Consider the following 23,193-nt stretch of genomic DNA (forward strand, 5'->3'; position numbering starts at 1 on the left):
CCTCACACGACCGCGAAGAAAAATCAAGCGTGATTGATTGTTTCTTAGCCGGACGAGCCATTCGGCGAGGTCAGATACCGCGCATCCGCGACGGCGTGGGCCAGCAGGCGGTCGCCGTCGTACAGGTCGGCGTCGAACACACCGAGACGCCGCCCGACCCGGACCGGCCGGGTCCGGGCGGTGAGTCGACGGCCGTCGACCGCCGGCGAGCGCAGGAACGCGATGGTGAACGCGGTCAGCTGATAGTCGGCACCGGCCGGTGCCGCGGCCTGCGCCGCCAGCGACAGCCCCTGGGCGGCGATCGCGGCGATCACGCCGCCGTGCATGGTGCCCATGAGATTGGCGGTCCACGGATCGGCCGCCGCGCTGAAGAGCACATCGCCTTCCCCGTCGAACTCGACCGCGCCGCCGAGCAGACGCGCGAAGGGACCGAGACCGGCGCCGTCCGCGACCAGTTCGCCGACGATGTCGCGGCCGGACCGGTTCGGATCGACGACCGCGCGGGCCACGGCGACGGACTCCGGCCGAGTCGGTTCGCCGATCTCGACGCCATCGTCGCCGGTGACCAGATCGCGGTCGACGCGCACGTTGTGGGCCTCCCCGACGCACACCGCGCGGCCGCCGTCGCCCGAGATCCTCACCGTCGTGACGCCGAATCCGTCGTCGTTCATCACCAGTTCCGCGGTGGCCCGGAGGATCTCGTCGATCCCCGGACGGCTGTTCATCGACATCGAGAGCCGTGCCTGGATGGCCGAGCCGGGTCCGGCGGCGAAGAACGGGAGTCCGCCGATGTCATCGAAGAGCACGGTCAGCGCCGGGAGGTCGATCAGGCCGCGGTGATCGGTGAGTCCGGGACCGAGATACTGGACCATTTCGGCCGGTGCCGCCCCCGGCCGGCGGCCGACGGCGAACGCGGAGAACGGATCGTGCGGGGAGGGGGTCGTCATTCCTCAGTCCTACCAACCGCGCCGTACGTCGGACCCGGCGCCGTGACCTATTGTGCGAGATGTGAACCGATCCCCGGAATGCGCCGATGTGTGACACCCACCGCAACGTGCCGTTCAGCGACGACGAGGCGGCGGCGGTCCGCGCGTTCACCGCGCGGCTCGGCCTCGACGGCCTGATCGACGTGCACACGCACTTCATGCCCAAACCGGTCCTCGACAAGGTATGGGCCTACTTCGATTCGGCGGGGCCGATGATCGGCCGCGAGTGGCCGATCGCCTACCGCGCCGACGAGGAACGCCGCGTCGCCGCGCTCCGGTCGTTCGGGGTGCGGACGTACTCGTCGATGCTGTACCCGCACAAGCCCGACATGGCCGAATGGCTCAACGGATGGGGAGCCGACTTCGCCGCCCACCACCCCGACTGTCTGCGGACGGCCACCTTCTACCCCGAGCCCTCGGCGCCGCGATACGTCGCGGCCGCGATCGAGAGTGGCGCGCGGATCTTCAAGTCGCACATTCAGGTCGGCGACTACTCACCGGTCGATCCGCTGCTCGACGAGGTCTGGGACATCCTGGCGCAGGCCCGGATCCCGATCGTCATCCACTGCGGATCCGGTCCCGCCGCGGGCCGCTTCACCGGCCCCGAGCCGATCCGCGACGTGTTGCGGCGTTTCCCGTCGCTCCCGCTGATCATCGCGCACATGGGGATGCCCGAGTACGCGGACTTCGTCGAACTCGCCGAGACCTACGACGAGGTCCGCCTCGACACCACGATGAACTTCACCGACTTCTGCGAGCGCGAGGCGCCCTATCCCCCGGCCCTGCTGCCCAGGCTCGCGGCACTCGAGGAGAAGATCCTCTTCGGCTCGGATTTCCCGAACATCCCCTACGGCTACCTGCACGCGCTGGAATCGTGCGAGCGGCTGGGTCTGGGCGATCGGTGGCTGCGGTCGGTCGTGCACGACAACGCCGCCGCCCTGTTCGGGCTGGACTGACCCAGTTCGTCTCGTGCGCGGCTTGGCGGCGGGACGGCCCGCTTGTCAGGGGGTCGTTTCGACAAGCCCCTCGGCTGGCGCCTCGTGGCTGCTCAACGGGCGGTCGCTATCGTTTCGTGGCTGCTCAACGGGCGGTCGATGGCGGCTGGTGGCTGCTCAACGGGCGGTCGATGGCGGCTTGTGGCTGCTTAACGGGCGGTGCGGCGGTGGCGACGCTCGACCGCCGGGACACGGCGGGTCAGTCGGCGATCTTGATGACGCCTTGCCGCGGACGCGGCCGTCCGCCGGGCCGGCGAGCTCGTCGTGCCGGGCTGCACCGACCGCGGGTCGCGCGAGACTGTCCGTTTTGTCGGTCGGCGACCGACAAAACGGACAGTTTCGGGATGGGTCCGGTGCCCGGCGCAGCGACAAGACCGCTCGCGGGTCATGGGGTCGTTTCGACAAGCCCCTCGGCTGGCGCCTCGGGGCTGCTCAACGGGCTGTGCGGTGGCCGGCGCCGCGCGGCTGGCCAACGGGCTGTGCGGTGGCCGGCACCTCGCGGCTGGCCAACGGGCTGTGCGGTGGCCGGCACCTCGCGGCTGGCCAACGGGCTGTGCGGTGGCCGGCACCTCGCGGCTGGCCAACGGGCTGTGCGGTGGCCGGCACCTCGCGGCTCGCCAACGGGCGGTTCGGCCGGTGCGGCGGCCGTAGCCGGGTCAGTCGGCGATTTTGATGACCGCCTTGCCGCGGACGCGGCCCTCGGCCAGGTCGGCGAGCGCGGTGGGGAGGTCGGCGAGCGGATAGGTCACGTTGACGGGCGGGCGCAGGCCGGCGTCGATCATCTCGACGAGCTCGTCGTGCAGGAGGCCCGGGACGTCCGGGTGCGTGCGGATGTATTCGCCCCACGCGGCGCCGACGACGGCGATGTTGCGGAAGAGCACGCGGTTGAGCTTGACGGTCGGGATGCCCCCGGCGGCGAAACCGATCACCACGTAGCGGCCGTCCGGCGCCACGGTGCGCAGCGCCTCGTCGAACACCTCGCCGCCCACCGGGTCGATCAGCACGTCGACGCCGCCGCCGGACAGTTCGAGGACGCGGTCTTTCCAGCCGTCGGTCAGCTGGACCACCTCGTCGGCGCCGAGCCCGCGCAGCATCTCCTCCGCACCGGTCCGGTGCACCACGGCGATCACGGTGGCGCCCATGGCCTTCGCCACCAGGATCGACGCGACGCCGACCCCGCCGGCGGAGCCGAGGACCGCGACCACCTCACCGGGCGCGGTCTGCGCACGCATCTTCAGCGCGAAGAGCGCGGTCTGGAAGTTGATGCCCATCGCGGCGCCCTCGTCGAAGCTCAGCGAGTCGGGCATGCGGAACAGCATCTCGGGAACGGCGAGCACCTGCTCCGCGAAACCGCCGAGCCACGAGGTGACGAGAACGCGGTCGCCCGCGGCGTATCCGGAGCCCTCGGGCGCGCTGGCGACGACGCCGGCCACCTCGGTGCCCGGCGTGAACGGCACCGGCGGGCGCATCTGATACTTGCCCTGACTCATCAGTACGTCCGGGAAGCAGACGCCGCACGACTTGACGTCGATCAGCACCTGCCCCGGTCCCGGTTCGAGGGCCGGAAGGTCCTGCAATTCGAGCCCCGACGGGCCGGATTCCGCGGTCAACACCTGTGCTTTCATGGCCCCCAGCGTACGTCCCGGATCGCCGGGCGCGACCTCGATTCGGGGCTTGTGCCAGGCTCCCGGGCACCCGGTCTGGGCGCCGTCGCCCCGGTGGCGGCGCGTCCGCGCGGCTCCGTCGCAGGTCAGCCGAGACCGAGTTTGCCTGCGAGCCTGTCGAGATAGCCCGATGCGCGGTCGACGGTGTCGTCGGGCAGGCCGTACAGCACCTCGGTGACCCCGAGTTCACGCCAGGCGGCGAGCCGTTCCGGCACCGGTTTAAGGTCGAGCACCACGATCTGCGGCGCGCCCCGGCGCCCGGCATCTCGCCACATCCGTTGCAGCAGTTCGACGGAGCCCTCGATGTCGGTCTCGCGCGGCGTGGTGATCCAGCCGTCCGCGCTGCGCGCGATCCACCGGAAGTTCTTCTCGGTACCCGCGGCGCCGACGAGGACCGGCGGCGGCGTCACCGGCTTGGGCCAGGCCCAGCTGGACCCGAAGTCGACGAACTCGCCGTGGTACTCGGCCTCCTCCTGCGTCCACAGCGCGCGCATGGCCTCGAGGTATTCGCGCAGCATGGTCCGGCGCCGCGCCGGCGGCACGTGATGGTCGGCCAGCTCGTCGAGGTTCCAGCCGAAGCCGACACCGAGGGTCACCCGGCCGCCGGAGAGGTGGTCGAGCGTGGCGATGGTCTTGGCGAGAGTGATCGGGTCGGACTGCACCGGCAGGGCGACGGCGGTCGCGAGCCGGATCCGCTCGGTGACCGCGGCCGCGGCGGCGAGGGTGGTCCACGGGTCGAGCGTGCGCAGGTAGCGGTCGTCGGGCAGTTCGGCGGTGCCGGTCCCCGGGTGCGCGGCCTTGCGCTTGGTCGGAATGTGCCCGTGCTCGGGGACGAAGTACGACGCGAAGCCGGCCCGCTCGATCAGCGGCGCGAGTATCTGCGGCTTCAGGCCGCGATCACTGGTGAACTGCACGATCCCGAAATCCATGACGTCTCCTCGTTCTGTGCGTGGTCTCTCAGCGCCTCATCCGGCCGCACCGGACTCCGCCGAGGCGGCCAGCAGCGCCTCGACGCTCACGAACTTCGCCCGACGGCGGCCCTGCGCCCGCCCGGCGGCTCGTTCGGCGGCGTCGATGCGCCGCCAGCCGGCGAGGTCGACCCGCTGCGCGCCGCGCGACGCCACCAGATCGGCGACGTCACCGGCGTCGAGCTCCGGGACCGGCAGGACGTCGTCGGCGAAGTCGGCGATGATCGCCGCGGCGGCCTGCTCACCGCACATCCGGTTGCGGCCGATCCCGCCGGTCGGCCCACGCCGGATCCAGCCGGCCACGTAGAGCCCGGGAACGACGGGTCCGCCCGGCCCGTCGGTGACCCGGGAGTCCTTGCTGGGCACCACATTTCGTTCCGGATCGAACGGGATTCCGGGGATCGGCCTGCCTCGGTATCCCACCGAGCGGACGACCACGGAGGTGTCGATGTCGAAGGTCTCCGAGGTCGGGGCCGCTGCTCCCGACGCCGTGTAGGCGTTGCGCAGGCAGCGCAGGGAGGTCACTTCCCCGTCGCCCATGATCTCCAGCGGCGCGGTGAGGAACCGGAAGATGATCCGCTTGTTCTCGTCATGCCTTGGGCGCGTGGAGAATTCGCGGGCGAGCCGGATCTTGGTGGCGATCGTGGAGTCGAGTGAGCCGTCGTCGAGCGCAGCCCGCGCGGCCTCCGACAGCGCCAGCTCCTCCGGTTCGATGACGATGTCGACGCCGTCGAGGTCGCCCAGGGAGAGGAACTCCGAGTTGGTGAACGCGGCGTGCTCGATCCCCCGCCGGCCGAGGACGACCACCTCGCGGATCGACGAATCCCGAAGCGCCGCAAGGGCGTGGTCGGCGATGTCGGTCGTGGCGAGGATGGCCTCGTCCTCGACCAGGATGCGGGCGACGTCGAGCGCGACGTTGCCGTTGCCGACCACCACCGCGCGGTCGCCGGTCAGGGCGAACACACGGTCGGCGTAGGCGGGATGACCGTTGTACCAGGCGACGAACTCGGTCGCCGGAAACGACCCGGGCAGCTCCTCACCGGGGATGTCGAGATGACGGTCGTGCGGTGCGCCGACCGCGTAGAGGATGGCGCCGTAGCGGGCGGCGAGCTCGTCGTGCGTGATGTGGGTGCCGACGTCGACGTTGAGATGGTAGGTGAAGTTGGCGCGCCGCTCGGCCGCGGCGAAGGTGCCCTCGACACCCTTGGTCTTGGCATGGTCGGGTGCGACGCCGGCGCGGACGAGGCCGTAGGGAGTGGGCAGCCTGTCGTACATGTCGACGGAGATCTGGGGCCGCTTGGTCAGTTCTCCCGCGGCGTAGAACGCGGCCGGCCCGGCGCCGATCACCGCGACCGACAGGGCGCGGTCCTCGGGGAGTCTGGGGGTGCGAGCCGGGTGGGCGAGGCCGCCGTCCACGTCGTGGTCGCGGTAGTAGTCGGCGTTGATCTGCAGGAAGGGCTCGTCGCAGGCGTCGAGCTGATCGTCGGGGTAGATCGCGCTCACCGGGCATTCGTCGATGCAGGCGCCGCAGTCGATACAGGTCGCCGGGTCGATGTAGAGCATCTCGGCGGTGAGGAAGTCGTCCTCGTCGGGCGTGGGGTGGATGCAGTTGACCGGGCAGACCTCGACACAGCTGCCGTCGTTGCAGCAGGGGCGGGTGATCACGTGCGCCATGGCCGGCTCCCTCTCCTCACGAATATAAGAACACGTTCTAGTTTCTGGTCCAGAGTATCGTAATCCCGGTCACTTTCACCCGCCGAGGAAAGGCGCCGCATGCCCGCCGAGAAGCCGACGCCGTCAGCCCCGCCCGTGTACACGCCGCTCCCCGACCGCAAAGTGGGCGCACGGTTCTTCGACGCGGACTATCGCGTGCGCACCGGCGACGTCGACCAGGAGATGCGAGTCCGGCTCGACGGCCTCGCGCGCTACCTGCAGGACGTCGCGAACGACAACATCGACATGACCGACTTCGACGGCTCCGATCCGTTCTGGATCGTCCGGCGGACCGTCATCGATGTGCTCGAGCCGATCACGTGGCCCGCCGACTTCCACGCCGAACGCTGGTGCGGCGCACTGTCCACGCGCTGGACCGACATGCGGGTGCGGCTGACGTCGACCAGCGAGACCAACCGGTTCAATCCCGAGCCGCGGCCGAACGGGCTGATCGAGTCCGTCGGATTCTGGATCAACGTGAACGATCAGGGCATGCCGTCGCGCATCAGCGATGAGGCGCTGAAAATCCTGTCGGAGATGACCGACGAGCACCGGCTGCGCTGGAAGTCGTTGAATCCGGAGCAGGCTCCCGCCGCCGACGAGGTGGAACTCCCCGACCGCGAGCACGTGCTGCGGTCGACGGACTTCGACCCGTTCCGGCACGTCAACAACGCCGCGTACCTGGAGGCGATCGAGGACGAGCTGGTCGATCACCCCGATCTTCTCGACGCGCCGCACCGCCTGGTGATCGAGTACCTGCGGCCGATCACGCCCGGCACCCCGATCACCCTGCGCCGGAAGCGGATCGACGACTGCCTGTACGTCTGGATGCTGATCGGTTCGGACGACGGCCCGGTGACCGCCGCGTCGGTGTCGGTGTCGAAGATCCCGGACGCCTGACCGGCGTGAGGCGGGTCAGCTCGCGCGGCTGATGACCAGCTCCATGAGTTTGATGGGGCCCTGGCAGGGGTCGCCGGTGACCGCGCCCTGCGGCTCGACCCACCAGGTGATGGTGCCGCGGCCCGGCGACTTCGCTGTGACGCCGCAGACACTGGGCCGCTTCGGGTCCGTCGCGGTGAACGCCGCGACACTGTTGACCTGGATGTTCTCGGTGGTGAAGCCCATCCGCCGGGTGGTCTGCTTCTCCAGGTTGAAGTCGCCCCACTCGTACCAGGCGAGGGTCACGTCGATGATCGACGTACCGCGCACCACCCAGCGGCAGATCGCGCCGTTGAAGGTGCCGTCGACCGACGTGCCGCCGACCGCCTCGGCGAGCTGCTTGGGGGTCACGATCTGACACTCGGTCAGCAGGCCCTCGAACTTGCTGGTGTCGACCGCGCCTTCCTGTCCGCCCCCGCCGTCGACCCGGGTCGGGTGACCGTCCACGGTCGACGAGCACCCGGCGACGGCGAGCATCGCCACGCACGACGTCGCCGCCGCCAGGGCGCGCGGCCGGACAGGCCTCATGACGCGCGCTCGATCGAGTCGGTGGCGAGCTTCTGCGCACCGTTGCACATCGTGTCCATCGGTACCGTCTGCATGCCCTGGCGCTGGTCGTCGGTCACCGAGATCTCGATGAAGTCGTTCTCGAATTGGACGCCGACCTCGCAGATCGGGTCCATCTTGGCGAGGAAGCCGGGGTAGCCCGCGATCTTGATGTCGACGGGCATGTACTCGCGGGAGAGCTGTTCGTGCCCGCGCTCGCGGCCGATCGGCGAGCCGCGGTACCAGTTGAACGACGCCACCTGGCCGTCGTTCCGGACCGAGCCCGACCGCCATTCGCAGACCGATGGGTTGTCGATGCGGAGCTTGAGGTTGTGGAGGCCGGTGGCCTGCTCCACCTCCTCGAGGGTGAGACCACCGCAGCGCTGGAATTTCGGCCCGGTGCCCGCCTTCGGTGTGGCCGACGCCGGCGCCGCGCCGTCGTCATCCGATCCGCCGCATGCGCCGAGGGTGAGCATCAGCGCGGCGGCGAGCACCAGCGTGGCGCTCCCGCGGAGCTTGTCGATCTGGCGGCGCTCCCGCTTGGTCGGCCGGCCCGCGCCGGGATCGCGCCGCGGAATGCTGGCGATCACCTCGCGCGGCGGGGGCGGCGGGCTGCGATCGATGTAGCACTCGGCCGCGAGCGGCGCCGAGGTGCGCTTACTGATCAGCTTGGTGACCTCGACGATCCGTTCCCGCCCGTCCAGGCGCACCCGGACCTCGTCGCCGACCGCCACGGTGGTCGCGGATTTCGCGGTGACCCCGTTGACCTGGACGTGTCCGGCCCGGCACGCCGCGCCCGCGGCGGAACGTGTCTTGGTCAGCCGGATGCCCCAGATCCAGCTGTCGACACGCGTCCCCATCGAGCCTCCTCATGGTCTGGGTTCACTCTAGCGGTCCGGCCTCGCGGTCGAGCCGCACCGATCGCCACGGGTCCGGGGACCCCAGGAGCCGCGCCGGTCGAGATGCCCGGCACGACACCGGGATGCGGCAGGACCTCCCGGAGATCCGGGAGGTCCTGCCGTTGTGCGTCGACGCGAGGTCAGTTCACGACCGCGTCATCCGACGGCGCCTTCTCCGACGACGTCCCGCCTTCCGTCACCGGGTCCACCTTCACCGGGTCCGTCGTCACCGGGTCCGTCGTCACCTCGTCCGAGGATGCGGCCCCGTCCAGATCCGCTCCGGTACCGCGACTCCGCGTCGCCGGTGACGACGTCGCCGTCGACGGCGAGGCCAGCGAGGACGAGGTCAGCTGCTGGGTGCCGAGGCCCGAGGTGACGCTGCCGGTGTCGAGACCGTCGACCGTGGTGCCGAGCACCGGGGTCTTGATCTTGCCGGTCCGCAGGGTCGGCACGATCTTGTTCATGTCGCCGAGACCGTCCAGGTCGAACTTCGGCAGGCCGAGGGCGTTGGCAGCGATCTTCCCGTTCACGGTCACGGCCGGCATCAGGTAGATCGTGCCGCCCAGCCAGCTGAGTGCGATGGCGCCGGAGGTGTTCGAGATCGGCTGCAGCCCGTAGTCACTCGTGAGGGCGAGGAGATTGTCTCCGCCGATCGACAGCCGCGCGATGTCGTCGGTGAAGAGGGTCGCGGGGTTGAACTCGTTACCGCTGAAGACGTTGCCGATGAACTCGGTCAGGACATCCTGCGGATTCATGAAGGCGCCGACCGGATTCGTGAGGCCGAGCTGCAGCTCCGGGAGACTCTTGGTCAGGTTCAGCTTGCCGTCGAAGGTGCCGAGCACATTGACGCAGGCACCCGCATCCTCCGCGTACGCGGCGGTGAGCATGCCGAAGCAGCTCACCGATTTGATACCGGGAACGGTGATCTTCACGACGTTGAGCACGCCGTCCGACACCGTCGTCGAATCCGTGGTCCAGGCATTGGCCATTCCGATCAGGGCGAACGACATCGCCGTCCGGCCACCGCTGGCGCCGGCGGTCGCCAGGCTGAGCGGCAGATAGGAGATCGCCGTCGCATTGCCACCCGTCTGTGCCAGTGCGAACTGAGTGCCCGACCCGATCACCTTGGCCGACCCCTCCGGCTTCGCCTGGTTGAGCGGGACGACCTTGATGGTCCCCGGCAGAACAACCGCGACGCCATTGCCGGTACCTTGCGTGCAGTCAGCTTTGCCTGCCGATCCCTTGGCGCCGTTTCCGCACGCATCGATGCCCCACGTGGACAAGACACCCTGTGCGGCTCCGTTGTTCAGGATCGCCCCCGCGATATCGCCGAGGACATCGGCATGAGCCGGGGCGGGGGCCGCGACCATTCCGGCGCCGAGAACGACCGACGCCGTCGCGGCGACGGCTCCGAGCCGCAGAGCACGAGCTCTCGGCGATACCGAAGAAACGGAAACCATGAACAGACCCCTCACAATCTGGCAGTGCGACGTGTCACATATCGGACAACCGCGTCACTAGATCACAGAGCGAGGCGCCGGTGCAACTCGCCGGTAGCGCCGGCCCGACGGAACCGCTCGCCACGCGATCGACCGCCGGATGCACGACGCCCGGTGACCCACGAGGGGCCACCGGGCGTCGTACCGCTGAGGATCAGGCCAGAGCCTTGGCCTTGATGGCCGCGAACTCGTCCTCGGTGATGGTGCCGGCGTCGAGCAGCGCCTTGGCCGTCGCGATCTGATCGGCCGGGGTCGCAGTGCCCGCAGCGTCGCGGATGTACTCGCGGGCCTGCGCGTCGGCCGCGTGCTGCGCGGCCGCCGAGCGCTCAGCCATACCGGGGCCGCGCGCGATGATGTACACGAACGCCGTCAGATACGGGAAGACCACCAGGAAGAAGATCCAGACACACTTCCAGCCGGTGGCGAGCTTACGGTCACGGAACAGATCCGTCAGGACCATGAACAGGACGATCAGGTACGCGATGAACGCGAAGACCACGATCGTGTACCAGAGAACATTCCACCAGTTGCCCCAATCCATGTGGGACCTCCTCAATCTCTTACCGGGCCGCCTCACAGCGTGCGGCCGCAAGCAACCGCACCACAGTTCGGGCCGCTGGTCAACAGGGGACAAACGCCATGGTCACGGCGACAAACACGACACCGCAAAACTGTCGACGCCGACGATCACCCGACCCGCCCGGCACATCCCCCGGCAGGGGTGATTTCCGCGACACGGGGGCCGCCGGCCGGAGCGACGTTCCCGCAGGTGCCCGGCCCCGTCGCCGTCTCCGGAAGCCGGATCGTCCGGGGCCCAAAGTCCCGGCGTGGGATTGGACGCGATCGAACGGGTTACGCTACCGTACTTTCGTCATTCCCCAAGGTAGGAGAGTCACCGATCATGGCAGCAGTCATTCTTTACGGTACCGAGACCGGCACCGGCGAGCTGGTCGCCGATGCGATCGCCGACGTTCTGGCCGCTGACTTCGATCCGTCGATCTACGACATGACCGACTACGCCGCCGAGGATCTGGACACCGACGACTTCCTGGTCGTGGTCTGCTCCACCTACGGCGAGGGCGAACTCCCCTCCGGTGCGCTGCCGTTCGCCGATGAACTCGACGACGTGAAGCCGGACCTGTCGGGCCTGCGCTTCGCCGTGTTCGGCATGGGCGACTCCGTGTACGACGACACCTTCAACCGCGGCGGCGAGATCATGGCCGAGATGCTGACCAAGCTCGGCGCCACCGAGGTCGGCGAGCACTACCGCCACGACGCCAGCTCCACCGAGAAGCCGACCGCGGCCGCCGAGGGCTGGGCCGAGCGCCTCAAGGACGTCATCGCCGAGGGCTGAGTCCCGGCGCGTCGTACCTACGACTCCGCGGCCGATTCGGCCGTCACACCCACGCCGCGACGACTCCGGTCGTCGTGCGATCCGGCATCGCCGCGGATCGCCGCGTGCTGAGCCAGTTTGACGACGGCCACCGCCGCCACCAGCAGAATAAGGATCAGCAGCGTCACGGTGCCGATCCCGACCTTGAGGTTCTCACCGAGCAGGATCACCCCGAGGGCCATCGAGACGGCCGGTTCCATCACGTTCATCGCCGGGAACGACGTCTGGATGTCGCCGGCGCCGAAGGCCCGCTGCTGCGCGACGACGGCCAGCGCGGCCACGACCACCAGCAGATACAGGTCGGGGTGCCGGAACACCTCCGTCGGCGACGCGATCACGTGCAGTGCCACCGATTTGATCAGCAGCGCCGCGACACCGAACAGGGCGCCCGCCGTGATGCCGTAGCAGAGTGCACGGTGGTGAGCGTTGTGGCAGCGCTCGGCCAGGATCACCAGCGCGATCAGCACCATCACCAGCACGGTCACCGTGACGGCGAGCAGCGTCGGCGCCGCGCGACGATCGGACGGGTGCGGACGCGCGATGACCAGGAACAACACCACGGCCGCGACCAGGACACCGCCCCACACCCAGTCCATCCGTGACGGCTTCCGGTGATCGACGCGCGCCTCCAGCGGCAGCGCGAACAGCACCGCGAGCACCACGAGCGGCTGAACCAGCAGAATGGATCCGAGACCGAGCGCCCACGCCTGGAAACCGAAGCCGACGATCGCGACCACCGCACCCAGCCACCAGCCCTTGGTGATGGACCCGTTGCGCGCGGACGCACGCTGGCGCAGCACAGTGCCCGTCGCGATCATCGCCGCGGCGAGCACAGCGAGAAGCGCCGGAACCCAGGAATGCATGGTCCTTCCAGAATATCGGCCGAACGTCGCTTTCGTCGGCGCGACGCCCCACTACGCACCCCGTGCGGTGGGATACGGTCGAGGTGTGATCGTGCGCACACCCGAGCCCGGCGACCTCACTCACCTGCGCCGCTGCGTCGCGCTCGCGCGGCACGCGGTGAAGGTCGGCGACGAACCGTTCGGGTCTCTCCTCGTGCTCGACGGCGACGTGCTCTTCGAGGACTTCAACCACGTCTCCGGCGGCGGCGACACCCGCCATCCCGAGTTCGCGATCGCCCGGTGGGCCGCCGAGAACCTTTCGGCGGATCAGCGGCGCGCCGCCGTCGTCTACACCTCCGGCGAACACTGCCCGATGTGCGCGGCGGCACACGGGTGGGTCGGACTCGGGCGGATCGTATACGCCGCCGGCGCCATCCAGTTGTTGCAGTGGCGCCGCGAGTGGGGATTGGACGACGCCCCGGTGGCGCCGCTGCCGATCAGCGCCGTCGCGCCGGGTGTCGTCGTCGCCGGGCCGGCGCCGGAGCTGATCGACGAGATCCGCGCCCTGCACGCCCGGGCGGCGGGCGTCGAACTGGACTGACCGCGGACGCGCCTGGGCGATGTCTCCTAGACGGTGATCGTCGTGTTCGAGCCCGCGGTGCCGGTGTTCCCGGCACCGTTTCCGGTGCCGCCGTTCGCACCGGCCGCGACGGTTCCGGACACCGGATGCGACGCGTTCAGGGTGGCGTTGCCACCCGCGCCACCGGTGCCGCCGTTCACGCCCTGACCGCCCGATCCGCCGGTGATCGAACTGCTCCCGACCGAGCCGCCGGTGACGGTGATGGTCCCGGAGCCGCCGGCTCCGCCCTTGCTTCCGGCGGGCGCCGAGCCCGCGTTGCCGCCGGTCGCGCTGCTGTTGACGAGCGTGCCGTCCCCGGTGACGTTGATCGCGGCGGCGCCGCCCCGAGCGGTCGCGTTGCCGGTGCCCGCCGTCGCAGTGCTGTCCTGCACGTGGTTGCCGTTCGTCGCGGCCGTACTCGTCAGGATCTGGGCGGACTGGCCGGCCATCGTGCCGACCGCGTTCCCACCGACAGCGGTCGAGTTCACGATCTGATCGCCGGCCCCGCGTGCGCTGACCGTCGCGGCCCCACCGTTGCCGCCGTTGGTACTGCCGACGCTGTCGCCGCCGCTGCCGCCGGTCGCCGACCCCTGCGCCGAAGCGTTCAGGCCGCCGACGTCGGCGCTGCCGACCCGGTTCACCGACACCACACCCGACGCGCCGTTGCCGCCCTTGACCCCGGCGCCGGTGCCCGTGCCGCCGTTTCCGCCGGTCCCGGTTCCCAGCGCGGTGCCGCCGCTGACCCCGCTGTAGACCTGTCCGGTGGAGCCGCCACCACCGATACCGCCGCCGTGGGCGTCACCGCCCCGCCCGCCGGTCGCAGTGCCGGCCGCGAACCCGTTGACGACGGACACGCCCGGGTAGCTCGAACCGACCAGGATCGATCCCTGTCCGCCGCTCCCACCGGTGCTGTTGCCGTCGTACGCGTCACCGCCGTTGCCGCCCGTGGCCGATCCCGACGCCTGTCCTCCGGAGTCGGCGCCCGTGCCGGTGTTGTTCACGTAACCGACCTGGACCGATCCCCCGCCGCCGTCGCCGCCCCGGCTGTTCGGCCCGCTGGCGTTGCCGCCGCTGCCGCCGGTCGCGGTGCCGTTCGAGGTGCTGCCAGCGACGAAGGCGAACGACCCGCCGTTGGCTCCGTTGCCACCGGTGCCGCCGAGTCGGGCGTTGCCGCCGGCCTCGCCGTAGCCCACGCCGGTCGCCGAGGCGGCGGTGTTGCTCGCCCAGACGCGTCCGGCGCCGCCGGTCCCGCCCTGACTCACCGGATCGCCGGCCGTACCGCCGGCGCCGCCGATCGAGGTCTGCGTCGCACCGTGGACGTCGGTTCCGCTGGTCGCGGTGCTGTTCACGCCGCTGGCGTACACCTCGGCGAAGCCGCCGGCACCGCCGTGGCCACCGTCGGTCGCGGCACCGCCCGCGCCGCCACGTGCCGAACCGGTCGCCGTCGCCCCGGCCGCGGTCGCATGCACCTCACCGAGCCCGCCTGCGCCGCCGACACTGCCGTGACCGGTGACATCGGTGCCGTCGCCGCCCTGGCCGCCGGTCGCCGAACCGGTCGCGGTACTGCCGACCCCGGAGGCGTCGACCTCGCCCACACCGCCCTTGCCGCCGTCGACACCCGCGCCGCCGACACCGCCGACCGCACCGGTGTCCGTACCGGTCGCCGAGCCACCGCTCTGCGCGAAGACGATGCCCTTGCCACCGGCGCCGCCGGTGCCGGTGGCAGTCGCGGTGCCGCCCGCCCCGCCCGTCGCAACACCGCCGGCCGTCGTCCCCGCGACGTCGGAGCCGGACGCGAAGATCTGCGCGTCGCCGCCTGCGCCACCGGTGCCGCCGACACCGAGCGCCGAACCGTCGCCGCCGGTAGCGCCGTCGCCGCCGGTCGCCGTGCCGGAGGCGGTGCCGCCGCCGTTGGCGCCGACCTCGGCCTGGCCACCCGCACCGCCGGTGCCGCCGCGCGTGCCGTCGGCGGCGTTGAGGCCGCCGTCGCCGCCTGCGCCACCGATCGCCGTGCCGTTGTTCACGGTGCTGCCGTGCGGCGCGGTGTAGTCGGGGGTGTCGACCCAGCCCTGCGCGCCGTTGCCGCCGTCACCGCCGCGTCCGACACCGCCGGCGCCACCGACCGCGGTACCGGTCGTCGTGCCGCCTTGGAGGTCGGTCACCTGGGCGCTGCCGCCGTTTCCGCCCTTCGCGCCCGCGACGACCGCGTCGCCACCGGCACCGCCGGTCGACGTGCCGGACGCCGAGCCGCCCCAGCGGGAGAGGACCAGCCCGTAGTCGCCGTCACCGCCGGTGCCGCCGTTCGACGCGTCGCCGCCGGCGCCGCCGGTCGCGGTGCCGGTCGCCTCGCTGTTCCCGTATTGGGCCTGGATCCAGGCGTCACCGCCGTGGCCGCCGACCCTGCCCGATCCGTCACCCGTGCCGCCGGCGCCGCCGGTGGCCGCGCCGGAGGCATTGTCGCCCGGATCAAGTGCCAGGATGTCGCCCTCTCCGGCGTTTCCGCCGGTACCCGCGCCGATCGCATTGCCACCGGCACCGCCGGTCGCGGTCCCGGTCGCTTCACTGCCCGCGCCGTTCGCTTCGATCACACCGCTGCCGCCGGTTCCGCCGTGGCCGCCGGTCAGGGTCGACGACGCATCGCCGCCCTGGCCGCCCGCGCCGCCGATCGCCGAACCACCGGCCGTGCCGCCGGACATGCCGACGACCGCGGCGCCGCCACCGCCACCGCCGCCACCGCCACCGAGTCCGGCCGCGGTCGTCGTGCCCGCGCTACCGGCACCGCCCGCGCCGCCCTGTCCAGCGGTCGCGGTGGCTCCGGCGGCCGGGTCGCCGTCGAGCACACTCGCCCCCGTGCCGCCGGCGCCACCCGCACCGCCGTCTCCGTAAGATCCGCCGTCGGTTCCGGCACCGCCCGCGCCACCGGTACCGCCGGTGCCACCCGCTTGCGGCTCGGCGCTACCGCCCCGCACGGCCCATCCGTCACCGGCACCGCCGGCACCACCCGCGCCACCGGCACCACCCGAACCGCCGCCGGTGCCACCGATACCCGCTCCGCCCACGCCGCCCTGGCCGCCGGCTCCGCCGTTGCCCGCGGCGGCACCGTCGCCGCCGCTGACGCCGGTGCCACCGGTTCCGCCTGTTCCGCCGTCACCGCCCGCGCCGTTCGCACCGTGGCCGCCGTCGGCGTTCGAGCCGCCCGCCCCGGCCGCACCGCCGGTGCCGCCGGTTCCGCCCGCGGCGCCGTCGACGATGGTGTCCCATCCGGCCGCACCCTGACCACCGGTCCCACCGGCGCCGCCGCTTCCGCCGTCGCCGGCCGCCGCGTACGACCCGTCGAGATTCGATCCACCGGTACCGCCCGTGCCTCCGGCGCCGCCGGTGCCGCCCGCCGCACCCGCGGTTCCGGCACTCCAGCCGTCCGCACCGGCGCCGCCCACACCACCGTCACCGGCCGATCCGCCCGCACCGCCGAGTCCGTTGCTCGCGTCGGCTCCTCCGGCAGCGCCCGCGGCTCCGCCGCCGCCACCGTTACCGCCCGCACCACCGGTACCGCCGTCGATGCCTTCGATGTTCGTCCACGAGCCGGAGGCGCCGTCACCACCGGAGCCGCCCGCGCCGCCGTCGCCCCCGGCACCGGACTGCGCGGCGCTGCCGTCGCCGTTCAGGCCGCCGGCGCCGCCCGTGCCACCGGCTCCACCGGTGCCGCCGTCACCGCCGGCCTCGCCGTACTCCCAGCCGTCCGCACCGGCTCCGCCCGCACCACCGTTTCCGGCGGCACCACCGGCGCCGCCCAGCCCGGCCTGGGCGCCGGCGCCGCCCGCGGCACCGGCGTTACCGCCCGCTCCGCCGTCGCCGCCGCGCTGCCCGTCACCGCCGGCCACACCGGCCGGATAGCCGGGAGCGCCGTCCTCACCGTCTTGTCCGATACCACCGTTTCCGCCGTTCCCGCCGTCGCCGTCGGCGCCCGACGCCGCGCGGCCGCCGCCCGTCTGCAGGCCGCCGGTGCCGCCGGCACCACCGGCACCGCCGTCGCCACCGGCACCGCCGCTCTGGCCCCAGTCCCAGCCGTTCGCACCGTCCGCGCCGCTGCCACCGGCACCGCCCGCGCCACCGGATCCGGCCGAACCCGCCGTCCCGGTATGCCCGCCGCCGAAGCCCGCGTTACCACCCGCACCACCGGCGCCGCCGTCCTGGCCGTCGCCACCGTCGAGACCCGGCCCGGTCGCGGCGGTACCGTCCGCACCGACCTGCCCCGCACCGCCGTTCCCACCGTTGCCGCCGCGGCCGTCGGTCCCGGCGACCTGGTCGAGCCCCGCGCCCGCGCTGCCGCCCGCGCCGCCGTTCCCACCGTCGCCGCCGCGCCCGCCGGCCTGGCCGTAGTCCCAGCCGTCGGCGCCGTCCGCGCCGTTGCCACCGTTGCCGCCGTCGCCACCGGCTCCGGCCGTCCCGACCTGCGTGCTGTGGCCGCCGCCGAGTCCGGCGTTGCCGCCGTTGCCCCCGTTTCCGCCGCTCGTTCCGGAGCCGCCGTCCGCGCCGGGTTCCGACGCGACGGCACCGTCGGATCCGGTCCGGCCCGCACCGCCGTCACCGCCGTCGCCACCCAGACCGTCGGCGCCGTTCGATCCGCCGAGTCCGGCACCGGCCCGGCCACCGGCACCGCCGCTGCCCGCGTTGCCGCCGTCACCGCCGTCCGCATGTCCGACGCCCCCGTCGGCACCGGCACCGCCGTTGCCGCCGCTGCCGCCCGCACCGCCGGATCCGGCGGTACCGATCTGGGTGCTGTGGCCGCCGCCGAGTCCGGCGTTACCGCCGTTGCCCCCGTTGCCGCCGTTCGTGCCATCGCCGCCGTCACCGCCGGGCACGCTGCCGTCGGCGCCGTCGACGCCGCCCTGGCCCGCACCACCGTCGCCACCATCGCCGCCCAGCCCGTCGGCGCCCCGCGTACCGCCCGAACCGATACCGGCGAGCCCACCGGCACCGCCATTGCCCGCGTTGCCGCCGTTGCCGCCGTTCGGCGCACCGAGGGTTCCGTCCGCACCGGTTCCGCCGTTGCCGCCGTCTCCGCCGGCGCCACCGGACCCAGAGCTGCCGTCCACCCCGTCATGGCCACCGCCGCGGCCGGCGTTGCCACCGGCGCCACCGTTGCCGCCAGAGGTGCCGTTGCCACCGTTCGGCGCACCCACGACGCCATCGGCGCCGTCGGCGCCGTGAACCCCCGCGCCACCGGTTCCGCCGTCGCCGCCACGACCGGCGGCGCCACCGGATCCAGCCGCGCCGCCCGTACCGGCCGCGCCGCCCGGGGCCGTCGTACCGGCACCACCCGCATCGCCGCCCCGGCCGCCGTCGCCACCCTGCTGTCCGTCGGCGCCCGGCGTCGTACCATTCGCGCCGTCCGCACCCCGGCCGCCGGCACCGCCGTCACCACCGCTACCCGCGGCACCGCCGAGGTCGCTGAGGGTACCGTCGGCGTTCCGGCCGCCCGCGCCCGCGGCGCCGCCTGCGCCACCCGCGCCGCCCGCGAGCCCGTCGGCGCCGGGGGTCGTGCCGTCGGCACCGGCCAGGCCGTCGCCTCCGTGTCCGCCGTCGCCACCCTGGCCCGCGCTGCCGCCGAAACCGGCGCTGCCGTTCGGGCCGAACAGGCTTCCGGTCCCCGCACGACCCGCGACACCGGAGTCGCCGCCGTGGCCGCCCGCGCCGCCGACGCCACCGGCACCGCCCGGGATGGTCGCGTCGGCGCCGTCGCTGCCGTCACCGCCGTGGCCGCCCTGTCCGCCGGATCCCCCGTTGCCGCCGGTACCGAAGAGGAATCCGCCGCTGCCCCCGGCGCCGCCGTGGCCGCCCGCGCCACCGCCAGTTCCGGCGCTGCCATCGCCCACCAGGACCGGGACACCGTCGGCACCGTCCAGACCGGCACCACCCGCCCCACCGTTGCCACCGGCGCCGATCAGGCTGCCGATACCGAACCAGCCGCCCGCAGCGCCGCCGTCGCCGCCGTTCCCCCCGACGCCGCCGTCGCCACCGGTGCCACCGATGCCGAACAGCACGCCGATCGCGGCGCCGCCGTCGCCGCCGGTACCGGTGACCGCCGAGCCGCCCTGGCCGCCGACGCCCGCGAGCCAGCCGCCCTGGCCGCCGTCGGCGCCGGCACCGCCCGCACCACCGTTACCGAACATGCCCGCCATGCCGCCGGCCTGCCCGGCCGCGCCGGTGCCGCCGTCACCGAACAGGAAGCCGCCGTCACCGGCGTCACCAAACAGTTCTGGCAGCAGGCCGCCGATCAAGGAGGCGTGGCCGCCGGTGTAGCCATCCTTTCCGTTGCCGATCAGATCGCGCCCGACAAGCAGCTGGAACGGATAGTTGATCACGGTGTTGATCGGCGCGGCGTAGACGACCCAGGCCTGACCGAGGTCGTGAATCGGGTCGTAGACGAACTGCTGGACCAGGTACGGCAGCAGCTGCGTGGTGCCGTCCGCCGTCTGCGTCGGCGCCAAGAGCGTGCGCGTCAGAACCTGCGTCTGATCGTCGGCAACGAACGCGGTCACGATCGCCGGAACGGCAGCAGGGGCCACGGTCTGGGCTCCGTCGCCGCCGAGCAGCGAGGCCGTCGCGACCGCCGGTGTCGCCGCGGTCCGGAGGTCTTCGGGCTGACCGAACAGCTTGCCCCCCGGCACGACGCCGCGGATCCAGGACGGCGAGCAACACCGCCGACTGGTTGAACAGCACCAGGCTCTCGCCGCTCGGTCCGCGGACCAGCGATTGGAGGAGGCCGGTGATTCCCGCCGGCTCGGGCGCCGAGAGCGAGACGGGCTTGGCGGCGCCGGTCGACACCGCGAGCGGCTGAACCGAATCACCCTGGTCCGGTGCGGCGTTGTCGAGGGACATCGCGCGGATCTTCTCGTTGGAGATGATCGCCCCCAGGTCCCGCGACCGGTCGAAACGCTCCTGGCTGTGCCTGCCCGGAGTAGTCAGGTCGCCGGTCGCCCCGCTCGACCGGTCCGCAGGGAACGAGAAGCCCGGGAGCTTCGCGTCAGACGGGCCACGCTCCGTCGTGGGTGCCGTGTTCGTCGTCGGCGCGGGGTCCGTGTCGTCGTCGGTCTTCGGCGCCGTCGAACTCGACGCGCCGGTATCGGGCGTGGAGCCGGCGGACGGAGTCTGATCCGCACTCCCGTCGGCCGCACCCGAGCCGGCCGTACCCGAGCCGGTCGCGTCCGAGCCGGCCGTGTCCGAGTCCGTCGGCCCGGTGTCCGCGGCCCCCGACGGTTCCGGCTCCTGTTGCTCGGTTCCGGAGGGTTCCGCATCTTGGGTGACCCCGGTGTCGTCCGGTGTCGCGGCCGCGATGGCGACCGGGCCCGCCGCGAACATCGCGGCGGCGATACCCGACGAGGCGACGACGCGGCGGGTCAGCCCGATCTTGCGAATGGACGATTTGGACATGGAGCCTCCCGGGCCGAGCCAGATATGTCGCTTCGACTGTTTCAGAACCGTGACGAGACCGTGAGGTTTCGGCCATCACTCGTTCGGATGAATCTGGCGCCAGGCAGGGACTTTAGACCCGCGGCCGCCCGTCCCGAACGACGACGTCGCGGCCGCCGCTGGTGCGACGGCCACGACCCCGGTGTCGGCGTGCTACTCGGACGTTCCGGTCTGCGCCGACTCGGTCTTGTTCTCGTCCTGGCTGCCCGAATCGCTCGGCGTGCCGAGCGGTTCGGTCGGCGCTCCGGACTGGTCTCCGGCGGAATCCTCCAGTCCCCGGGTACCGGCCTGGCCGTCCTGATCATCCTGACTGTCTTGACCGCTCTGGCCGTTCAGCGAGCCCCGGTTGCCCAGGACACCCGACGTGAGGGCGGTCGGACGCTGCTCCTGATCACCGGCGCCCGACGGCGGCGTCGTGCCGCCCAGGCCGGACAGGCTGTCGGTGACCGTGTTCGGGATATCCTTCAGTCCGCTCTTGGCGTCGTCGACCAGCCCCGACGCGGCATCCTCGATCACCGGCTGGACCAGCTTGTTGATCTCCTTCAGGTCGTCGTCGAGAGTGACGGTCTTCAGGTAGCTCTTGATGGTGGTGATCGGGTCGAACGGGTTGTCCAGCGAGAGGGTGCCGAGGCCGAACGCGTTGTCGATCTGGACCAGGCTCACCTTCGGGAGCAGGCCCTTGCCGGAGTCGTTCACGATCTTGGTGATCTCCGGCGCGCCGATGAGGTTGGGGCGGGTCGTGCCGTTCACCTCGACGGCCGGGAACAGCACGATCTTCTGGCCCATCCACTCGATGGTGATCGGCTCACGCAGACCGTAGTCGCTGGTCAGCCAGGCGGCGGTGACCGTCTCGGTGACGTTCTCCATCACCGTCGTGCCGGTGGAGTCCTTCTTCTCCTCGAACTTGAGCGATCCGTCCGCGTTCTTGTCTTGGACCATGACCGGCTTCCCGTTCTCGTCGACCTTGCCGGAACCGTCGTCGTTCTTGGCCTGCACCATCACCGGGATCATGACCGGACGCTGCTTGACCTGCATCTTCGGCAGGGCGCCGGTCGCGTCCTTCGCCACCGGCCGGCCGTCCGCGTCGACCCAGAGCAGATTGCCGTCGGCGTCGGCCGCCTGCTCCATGACGTTCTCGGTGCGGACGTCCTGGGTGAATCTGACGAAGTCCTTGGCGAACTTCAACCGCTGATCCTCCGAGGTGAGCGCGGGAAGAAGGCTGTCCATGAACGCGGTGCTCTCGGAACCGCCGAGCAGCCCGAACTGCTTCAGGAGCGCGTCGTTGCCGAAGACCAGCGAACTGACATCGGTCAGTCCGTACTGCGTCTGCCTGCTCTCGCCCGCCTTCGCGGCGCGCAGATCCTGGTAGTAGTCGAATGTGCCCAGGTAGTTGCTGCACGTTCCGAGCCCCTCGGCGGTCGCCGTGGTGTTGACGCCGTAGCAGCTGACCTCCTTGAGAGCAGGGATCGACTTCTGCAGCTTCTCGATCTCGTCGAGCTCACCCAGCTGGTCACCCGCGAGGCCGCTGACCAGGTCGTTGCTCTTCAGCTTGGTGAAGTCCAGTTCCTGGCCGAAGTAGGTCAGTTTGATCTGGTCGGTGTCCATGTTGAGCGCGGTCGCGAAACCGAGCTGGGACGTCGCGGTCGACGTCTGGCCGTGATCCGCTCCCGCGAGGGCGACGCCGGGGAGACCGAAGAGGGTGTCCGCCACGGCGGTCGCGTGGCCGCCGCGCATGGCGAGGGCGACCTTCATACCATCGCCCTTGACGGTCGCGGTACCGCTGGGCGCCCCCTGTCCGAGCGCGGCCGGATCGAACTTGCCGTTAGTCAGGTATTCGGCGACTTTGACCGCCTTGTCGCGCCGGTCCGCGTTCTTGTCGTACGTTCGCGTACCCGGCGTACCGAGTGTCACCCCAAAGACCTTCGCGCACTTGCCATCCGTTACAACGCCCAAGTAGTTACACGTATCGACGGTGACCATCTCCGGCGCCCGGGTGGCCGCGTCAAGGACCTCATCGAACGTCTTGAATTCGCCGAGTGCCAGCCCTACCGCCACAACATTGTTGCCACCGATCGCCAGACCGCTGATCATCTCGATCATGTTCTTGCCGCCGACGAGCACAGTGCCGTCCGGAACCTTGTAGTTCTCCAGCAGCGGCGCGATCTCCACGCTGTCCGGCAGCACCACAGCGACGCCGGTCCCGCCCGTCGACTGGCTGCAATCGGCGACCGCCACCGGCGGGTGCTCGACGCCGGGGACCGGCGTCGAGCCGTCGGGATTCTGGCAGACCTCGATGAAGTCCTTGATCATGTCGTTGTCGAGCAGGGCGGTGATCCCGCCGAGATCGCCCAGCGCGTCGAGTGGGCTCTCGGCGCGCGCGGCGCCGACGCCGCCGAGGAGGCCGAGCCCCAGCGCGGTCGTCGCACCCAGCGTCACCGCAGTGCGTGTCGCCCGCCCGGTCCGTCGTCGATCCTTGTGCGCCCGGCGTCGTGCGGCGCGATTCATGTACCTCTGGGCCATCTGAAATCCCCTCCGAATTGTGCGACCTTCACACAGAATATCCACGGCGGGAGTGGCGCGGGTTACCGGACCTGACTCGTGCCACTTTCGGGTGAGTTGGATCGGCGGGCTCTCGCTACCTGGGGTTTCGTTCTGAT

At 71.6% G+C, this 23,193-nt stretch carries 15 protein-coding genes; 4 read left to right on the forward strand and 11 right to left on the reverse strand.

Translation table 11 applies throughout. The features are described 5' to 3' along the window. Positions 1-44 precede the first annotated feature (44 nt). A complete protein-coding gene (locus tag MYK68_RS17570; protein ID WP_247865036.1) occupies positions 45-947 on the reverse strand; it encodes a PaaI family thioesterase in 903 nt (300 codons plus the stop codon). Between the two features lie 86 nt (positions 948-1,033). Between MYK68_RS17570 and MYK68_RS17575 the strand changes: the two genes are divergently transcribed. Beyond that, entirely contained in the window at positions 1,034-1,942 is a 909-nt protein-coding gene (locus MYK68_RS17575; RefSeq protein WP_247865037.1) for an amidohydrolase family protein, read from the forward strand. Positions 1,943-2,637: 695 nt separating this feature from the next. On the opposite strand, the gene MYK68_RS17580 is transcribed toward MYK68_RS17575, so the two are convergent. The 3 genes from MYK68_RS17580 to MYK68_RS17590 form a co-directional block, all read right to left on the reverse strand. Beyond that, positions 2,638-3,606, reverse strand: a complete 969-nt coding sequence (locus MYK68_RS17580) for an NADPH:quinone oxidoreductase family protein (protein ID WP_247865038.1) — start codon at positions 3,604-3,606, stop codon at positions 2,638-2,640. 125 nt (positions 3,607-3,731) lie between these two features. After that, entirely contained in the window at positions 3,732-4,574 is an 843-nt protein-coding gene (locus tag MYK68_RS17585) for an LLM class F420-dependent oxidoreductase (protein ID WP_247865039.1), read from the reverse strand. 36 nt (positions 4,575-4,610) lie between these two features. Further along, positions 4,611-6,287 (reverse strand): FAD-dependent oxidoreductase, encoded by a 1,677-nt coding sequence (locus tag MYK68_RS17590; RefSeq protein WP_247865040.1) that lies wholly within the window; start codon positions 6,285-6,287, stop codon positions 4,611-4,613. Positions 6,288-6,386: 99 nt separating this feature from the next. On the opposite strand from MYK68_RS17590, the gene MYK68_RS17595 reads away from it, so the two are divergent. Beyond that, entirely contained in the window at positions 6,387-7,226 is an 840-nt protein-coding gene (locus MYK68_RS17595; protein ID WP_247865041.1) for an acyl-[acyl-carrier-protein] thioesterase, read from the forward strand. A gap of 15 nt (positions 7,227-7,241) precedes the next feature. Here the strand turns inward: MYK68_RS17595 and MYK68_RS17600 are convergent, their stop codons facing one another. The 4 genes from MYK68_RS17600 to MYK68_RS17615 form a co-directional block, all read right to left on the reverse strand. Next, on the reverse strand, positions 7,242-7,793 hold the full coding sequence (locus MYK68_RS17600) for a DUF3558 domain-containing protein (protein ID WP_247865042.1): 552 nt from the start codon (positions 7,791-7,793) through the stop codon (positions 7,242-7,244). Then, complete coding sequence (locus MYK68_RS17605) at positions 7,790-8,671, reverse strand: DUF3558 family protein (RefSeq protein WP_247865043.1); 882 nt, start codon at positions 8,669-8,671, stop codon at positions 7,790-7,792. The genes MYK68_RS17600 and MYK68_RS17605 overlap by 4 nt, the downstream gene beginning before the upstream one ends. A 179-nt stretch (positions 8,672-8,850) precedes the next feature. After that, on the reverse strand, positions 8,851-10,170 hold the full coding sequence (locus MYK68_RS17610) for a hypothetical protein (RefSeq protein WP_247865044.1): 1,320 nt from the start codon (positions 10,168-10,170) through the stop codon (positions 8,851-8,853). Between the two features lie 193 nt (positions 10,171-10,363). Further along, positions 10,364-10,750, reverse strand: coding sequence for an SHOCT domain-containing protein (locus MYK68_RS17615; protein ID WP_247865045.1), 387 nt, complete (start codon positions 10,748-10,750; stop codon positions 10,364-10,366). 360 nt (positions 10,751-11,110) lie between these two features. Between MYK68_RS17615 and MYK68_RS17620 the strand changes: the two genes are divergently transcribed. Then, the gene (locus tag MYK68_RS17620) at positions 11,111-11,563 is read left to right on the forward strand and encodes a flavodoxin domain-containing protein (protein WP_247865046.1); all 453 of its coding nucleotides are present in this window, start codon (positions 11,111-11,113) and stop codon (positions 11,561-11,563) included. Positions 11,564-11,580: 17 nt separating this feature from the next. On the opposite strand, the gene MYK68_RS17625 is transcribed toward MYK68_RS17620, so the two are convergent. Further along, the gene (locus MYK68_RS17625; protein ID WP_247865047.1) at positions 11,581-12,465 is read right to left on the reverse strand and encodes a DMT family transporter; all 885 of its coding nucleotides are present in this window, start codon (positions 12,463-12,465) and stop codon (positions 11,581-11,583) included. Positions 12,466-12,550: 85 nt separating this feature from the next. Between MYK68_RS17625 and MYK68_RS17630 the strand changes: the two genes are divergently transcribed. Further along, positions 12,551-13,045, forward strand: coding sequence for a nucleoside deaminase (locus MYK68_RS17630; protein WP_247865048.1), 495 nt, complete (start codon positions 12,551-12,553; stop codon positions 13,043-13,045). A gap of 26 nt (positions 13,046-13,071) precedes the next feature. Here MYK68_RS17630 and MYK68_RS20815 read toward each other — a convergent pair whose 3' ends face one another. Both MYK68_RS20815 and MYK68_RS17650 read right to left on the reverse strand, forming a co-directional pair. After that, the gene (locus tag MYK68_RS20815; RefSeq protein ID WP_283255245.1) at positions 13,072-19,734 is read right to left on the reverse strand and encodes a beta strand repeat-containing protein; all 6,663 of its coding nucleotides are present in this window, start codon (positions 19,732-19,734) and stop codon (positions 13,072-13,074) included. 955 nt (positions 19,735-20,689) lie between these two features. Further along, the gene (locus MYK68_RS17650) at positions 20,690-23,101 is read right to left on the reverse strand and encodes a hypothetical protein (RefSeq protein WP_247865050.1); all 2,412 of its coding nucleotides are present in this window, start codon (positions 23,099-23,101) and stop codon (positions 20,690-20,692) included. Positions 23,102-23,193 lie beyond the last annotated feature (92 nt).

This window comes from Gordonia sp. PP30, from assembly GCF_023100845.1.
Lineage (GTDB): Bacteria > Actinomycetota > Actinomycetes > Mycobacteriales > Mycobacteriaceae > Gordonia.

Bases quoted from the DNA above. Each gene is read 5' to 3' on its own strand.
- MYK68_RS17595 (WP_247865041.1), top strand. From the start codon at position 6,387: ATGCCCGCCGAGAAGCCGACGCCGTCAGCCCCGCCCGTGTACACGCCG.
- MYK68_RS17600 (WP_247865042.1), bottom strand. From the start codon at position 7,793: ATGAGGCCTGTCCGGCCGCGCGCCCTGGCGGCGGCGACGTCGTGCGTG.
- MYK68_RS17580 (WP_247865038.1), bottom strand. From the start codon at position 3,606: ATGAAAGCACAGGTGTTGACCGCGGAATCCGGCCCGTCGGGGCTCGAA.
- MYK68_RS17590 (WP_247865040.1), bottom strand. From the start codon at position 6,287: ATGGCGCACGTGATCACCCGCCCCTGCTGCAACGACGGCAGCTGTGTC.
- MYK68_RS17575 (WP_247865037.1), top strand. From the start codon at position 1,034: ATGTGTGACACCCACCGCAACGTGCCGTTCAGCGACGACGAGGCGGCG.
- MYK68_RS17620 (WP_247865046.1), top strand. From the start codon at position 11,111: ATGGCAGCAGTCATTCTTTACGGTACCGAGACCGGCACCGGCGAGCTG.
- MYK68_RS17585 (WP_247865039.1), bottom strand. From the start codon at position 4,574: ATGGATTTCGGGATCGTGCAGTTCACCAGTGATCGCGGCCTGAAGCCG.
- MYK68_RS17610 (WP_247865044.1), bottom strand. From the start codon at position 10,170: ATGGTTTCCGTTTCTTCGGTATCGCCGAGAGCTCGTGCTCTGCGGCTC.
- MYK68_RS17625 (WP_247865047.1), bottom strand. From the start codon at position 12,465: ATGCATTCCTGGGTTCCGGCGCTTCTCGCTGTGCTCGCCGCGGCGATG.
- MYK68_RS17570 (WP_247865036.1), bottom strand. From the start codon at position 947: ATGACGACCCCCTCCCCGCACGATCCGTTCTCCGCGTTCGCCGTCGGC.
- MYK68_RS17615 (WP_247865045.1), bottom strand. From the start codon at position 10,750: ATGGATTGGGGCAACTGGTGGAATGTTCTCTGGTACACGATCGTGGTC.
- MYK68_RS17605 (WP_247865043.1), bottom strand. From the start codon at position 8,671: ATGGGGACGCGTGTCGACAGCTGGATCTGGGGCATCCGGCTGACCAAG.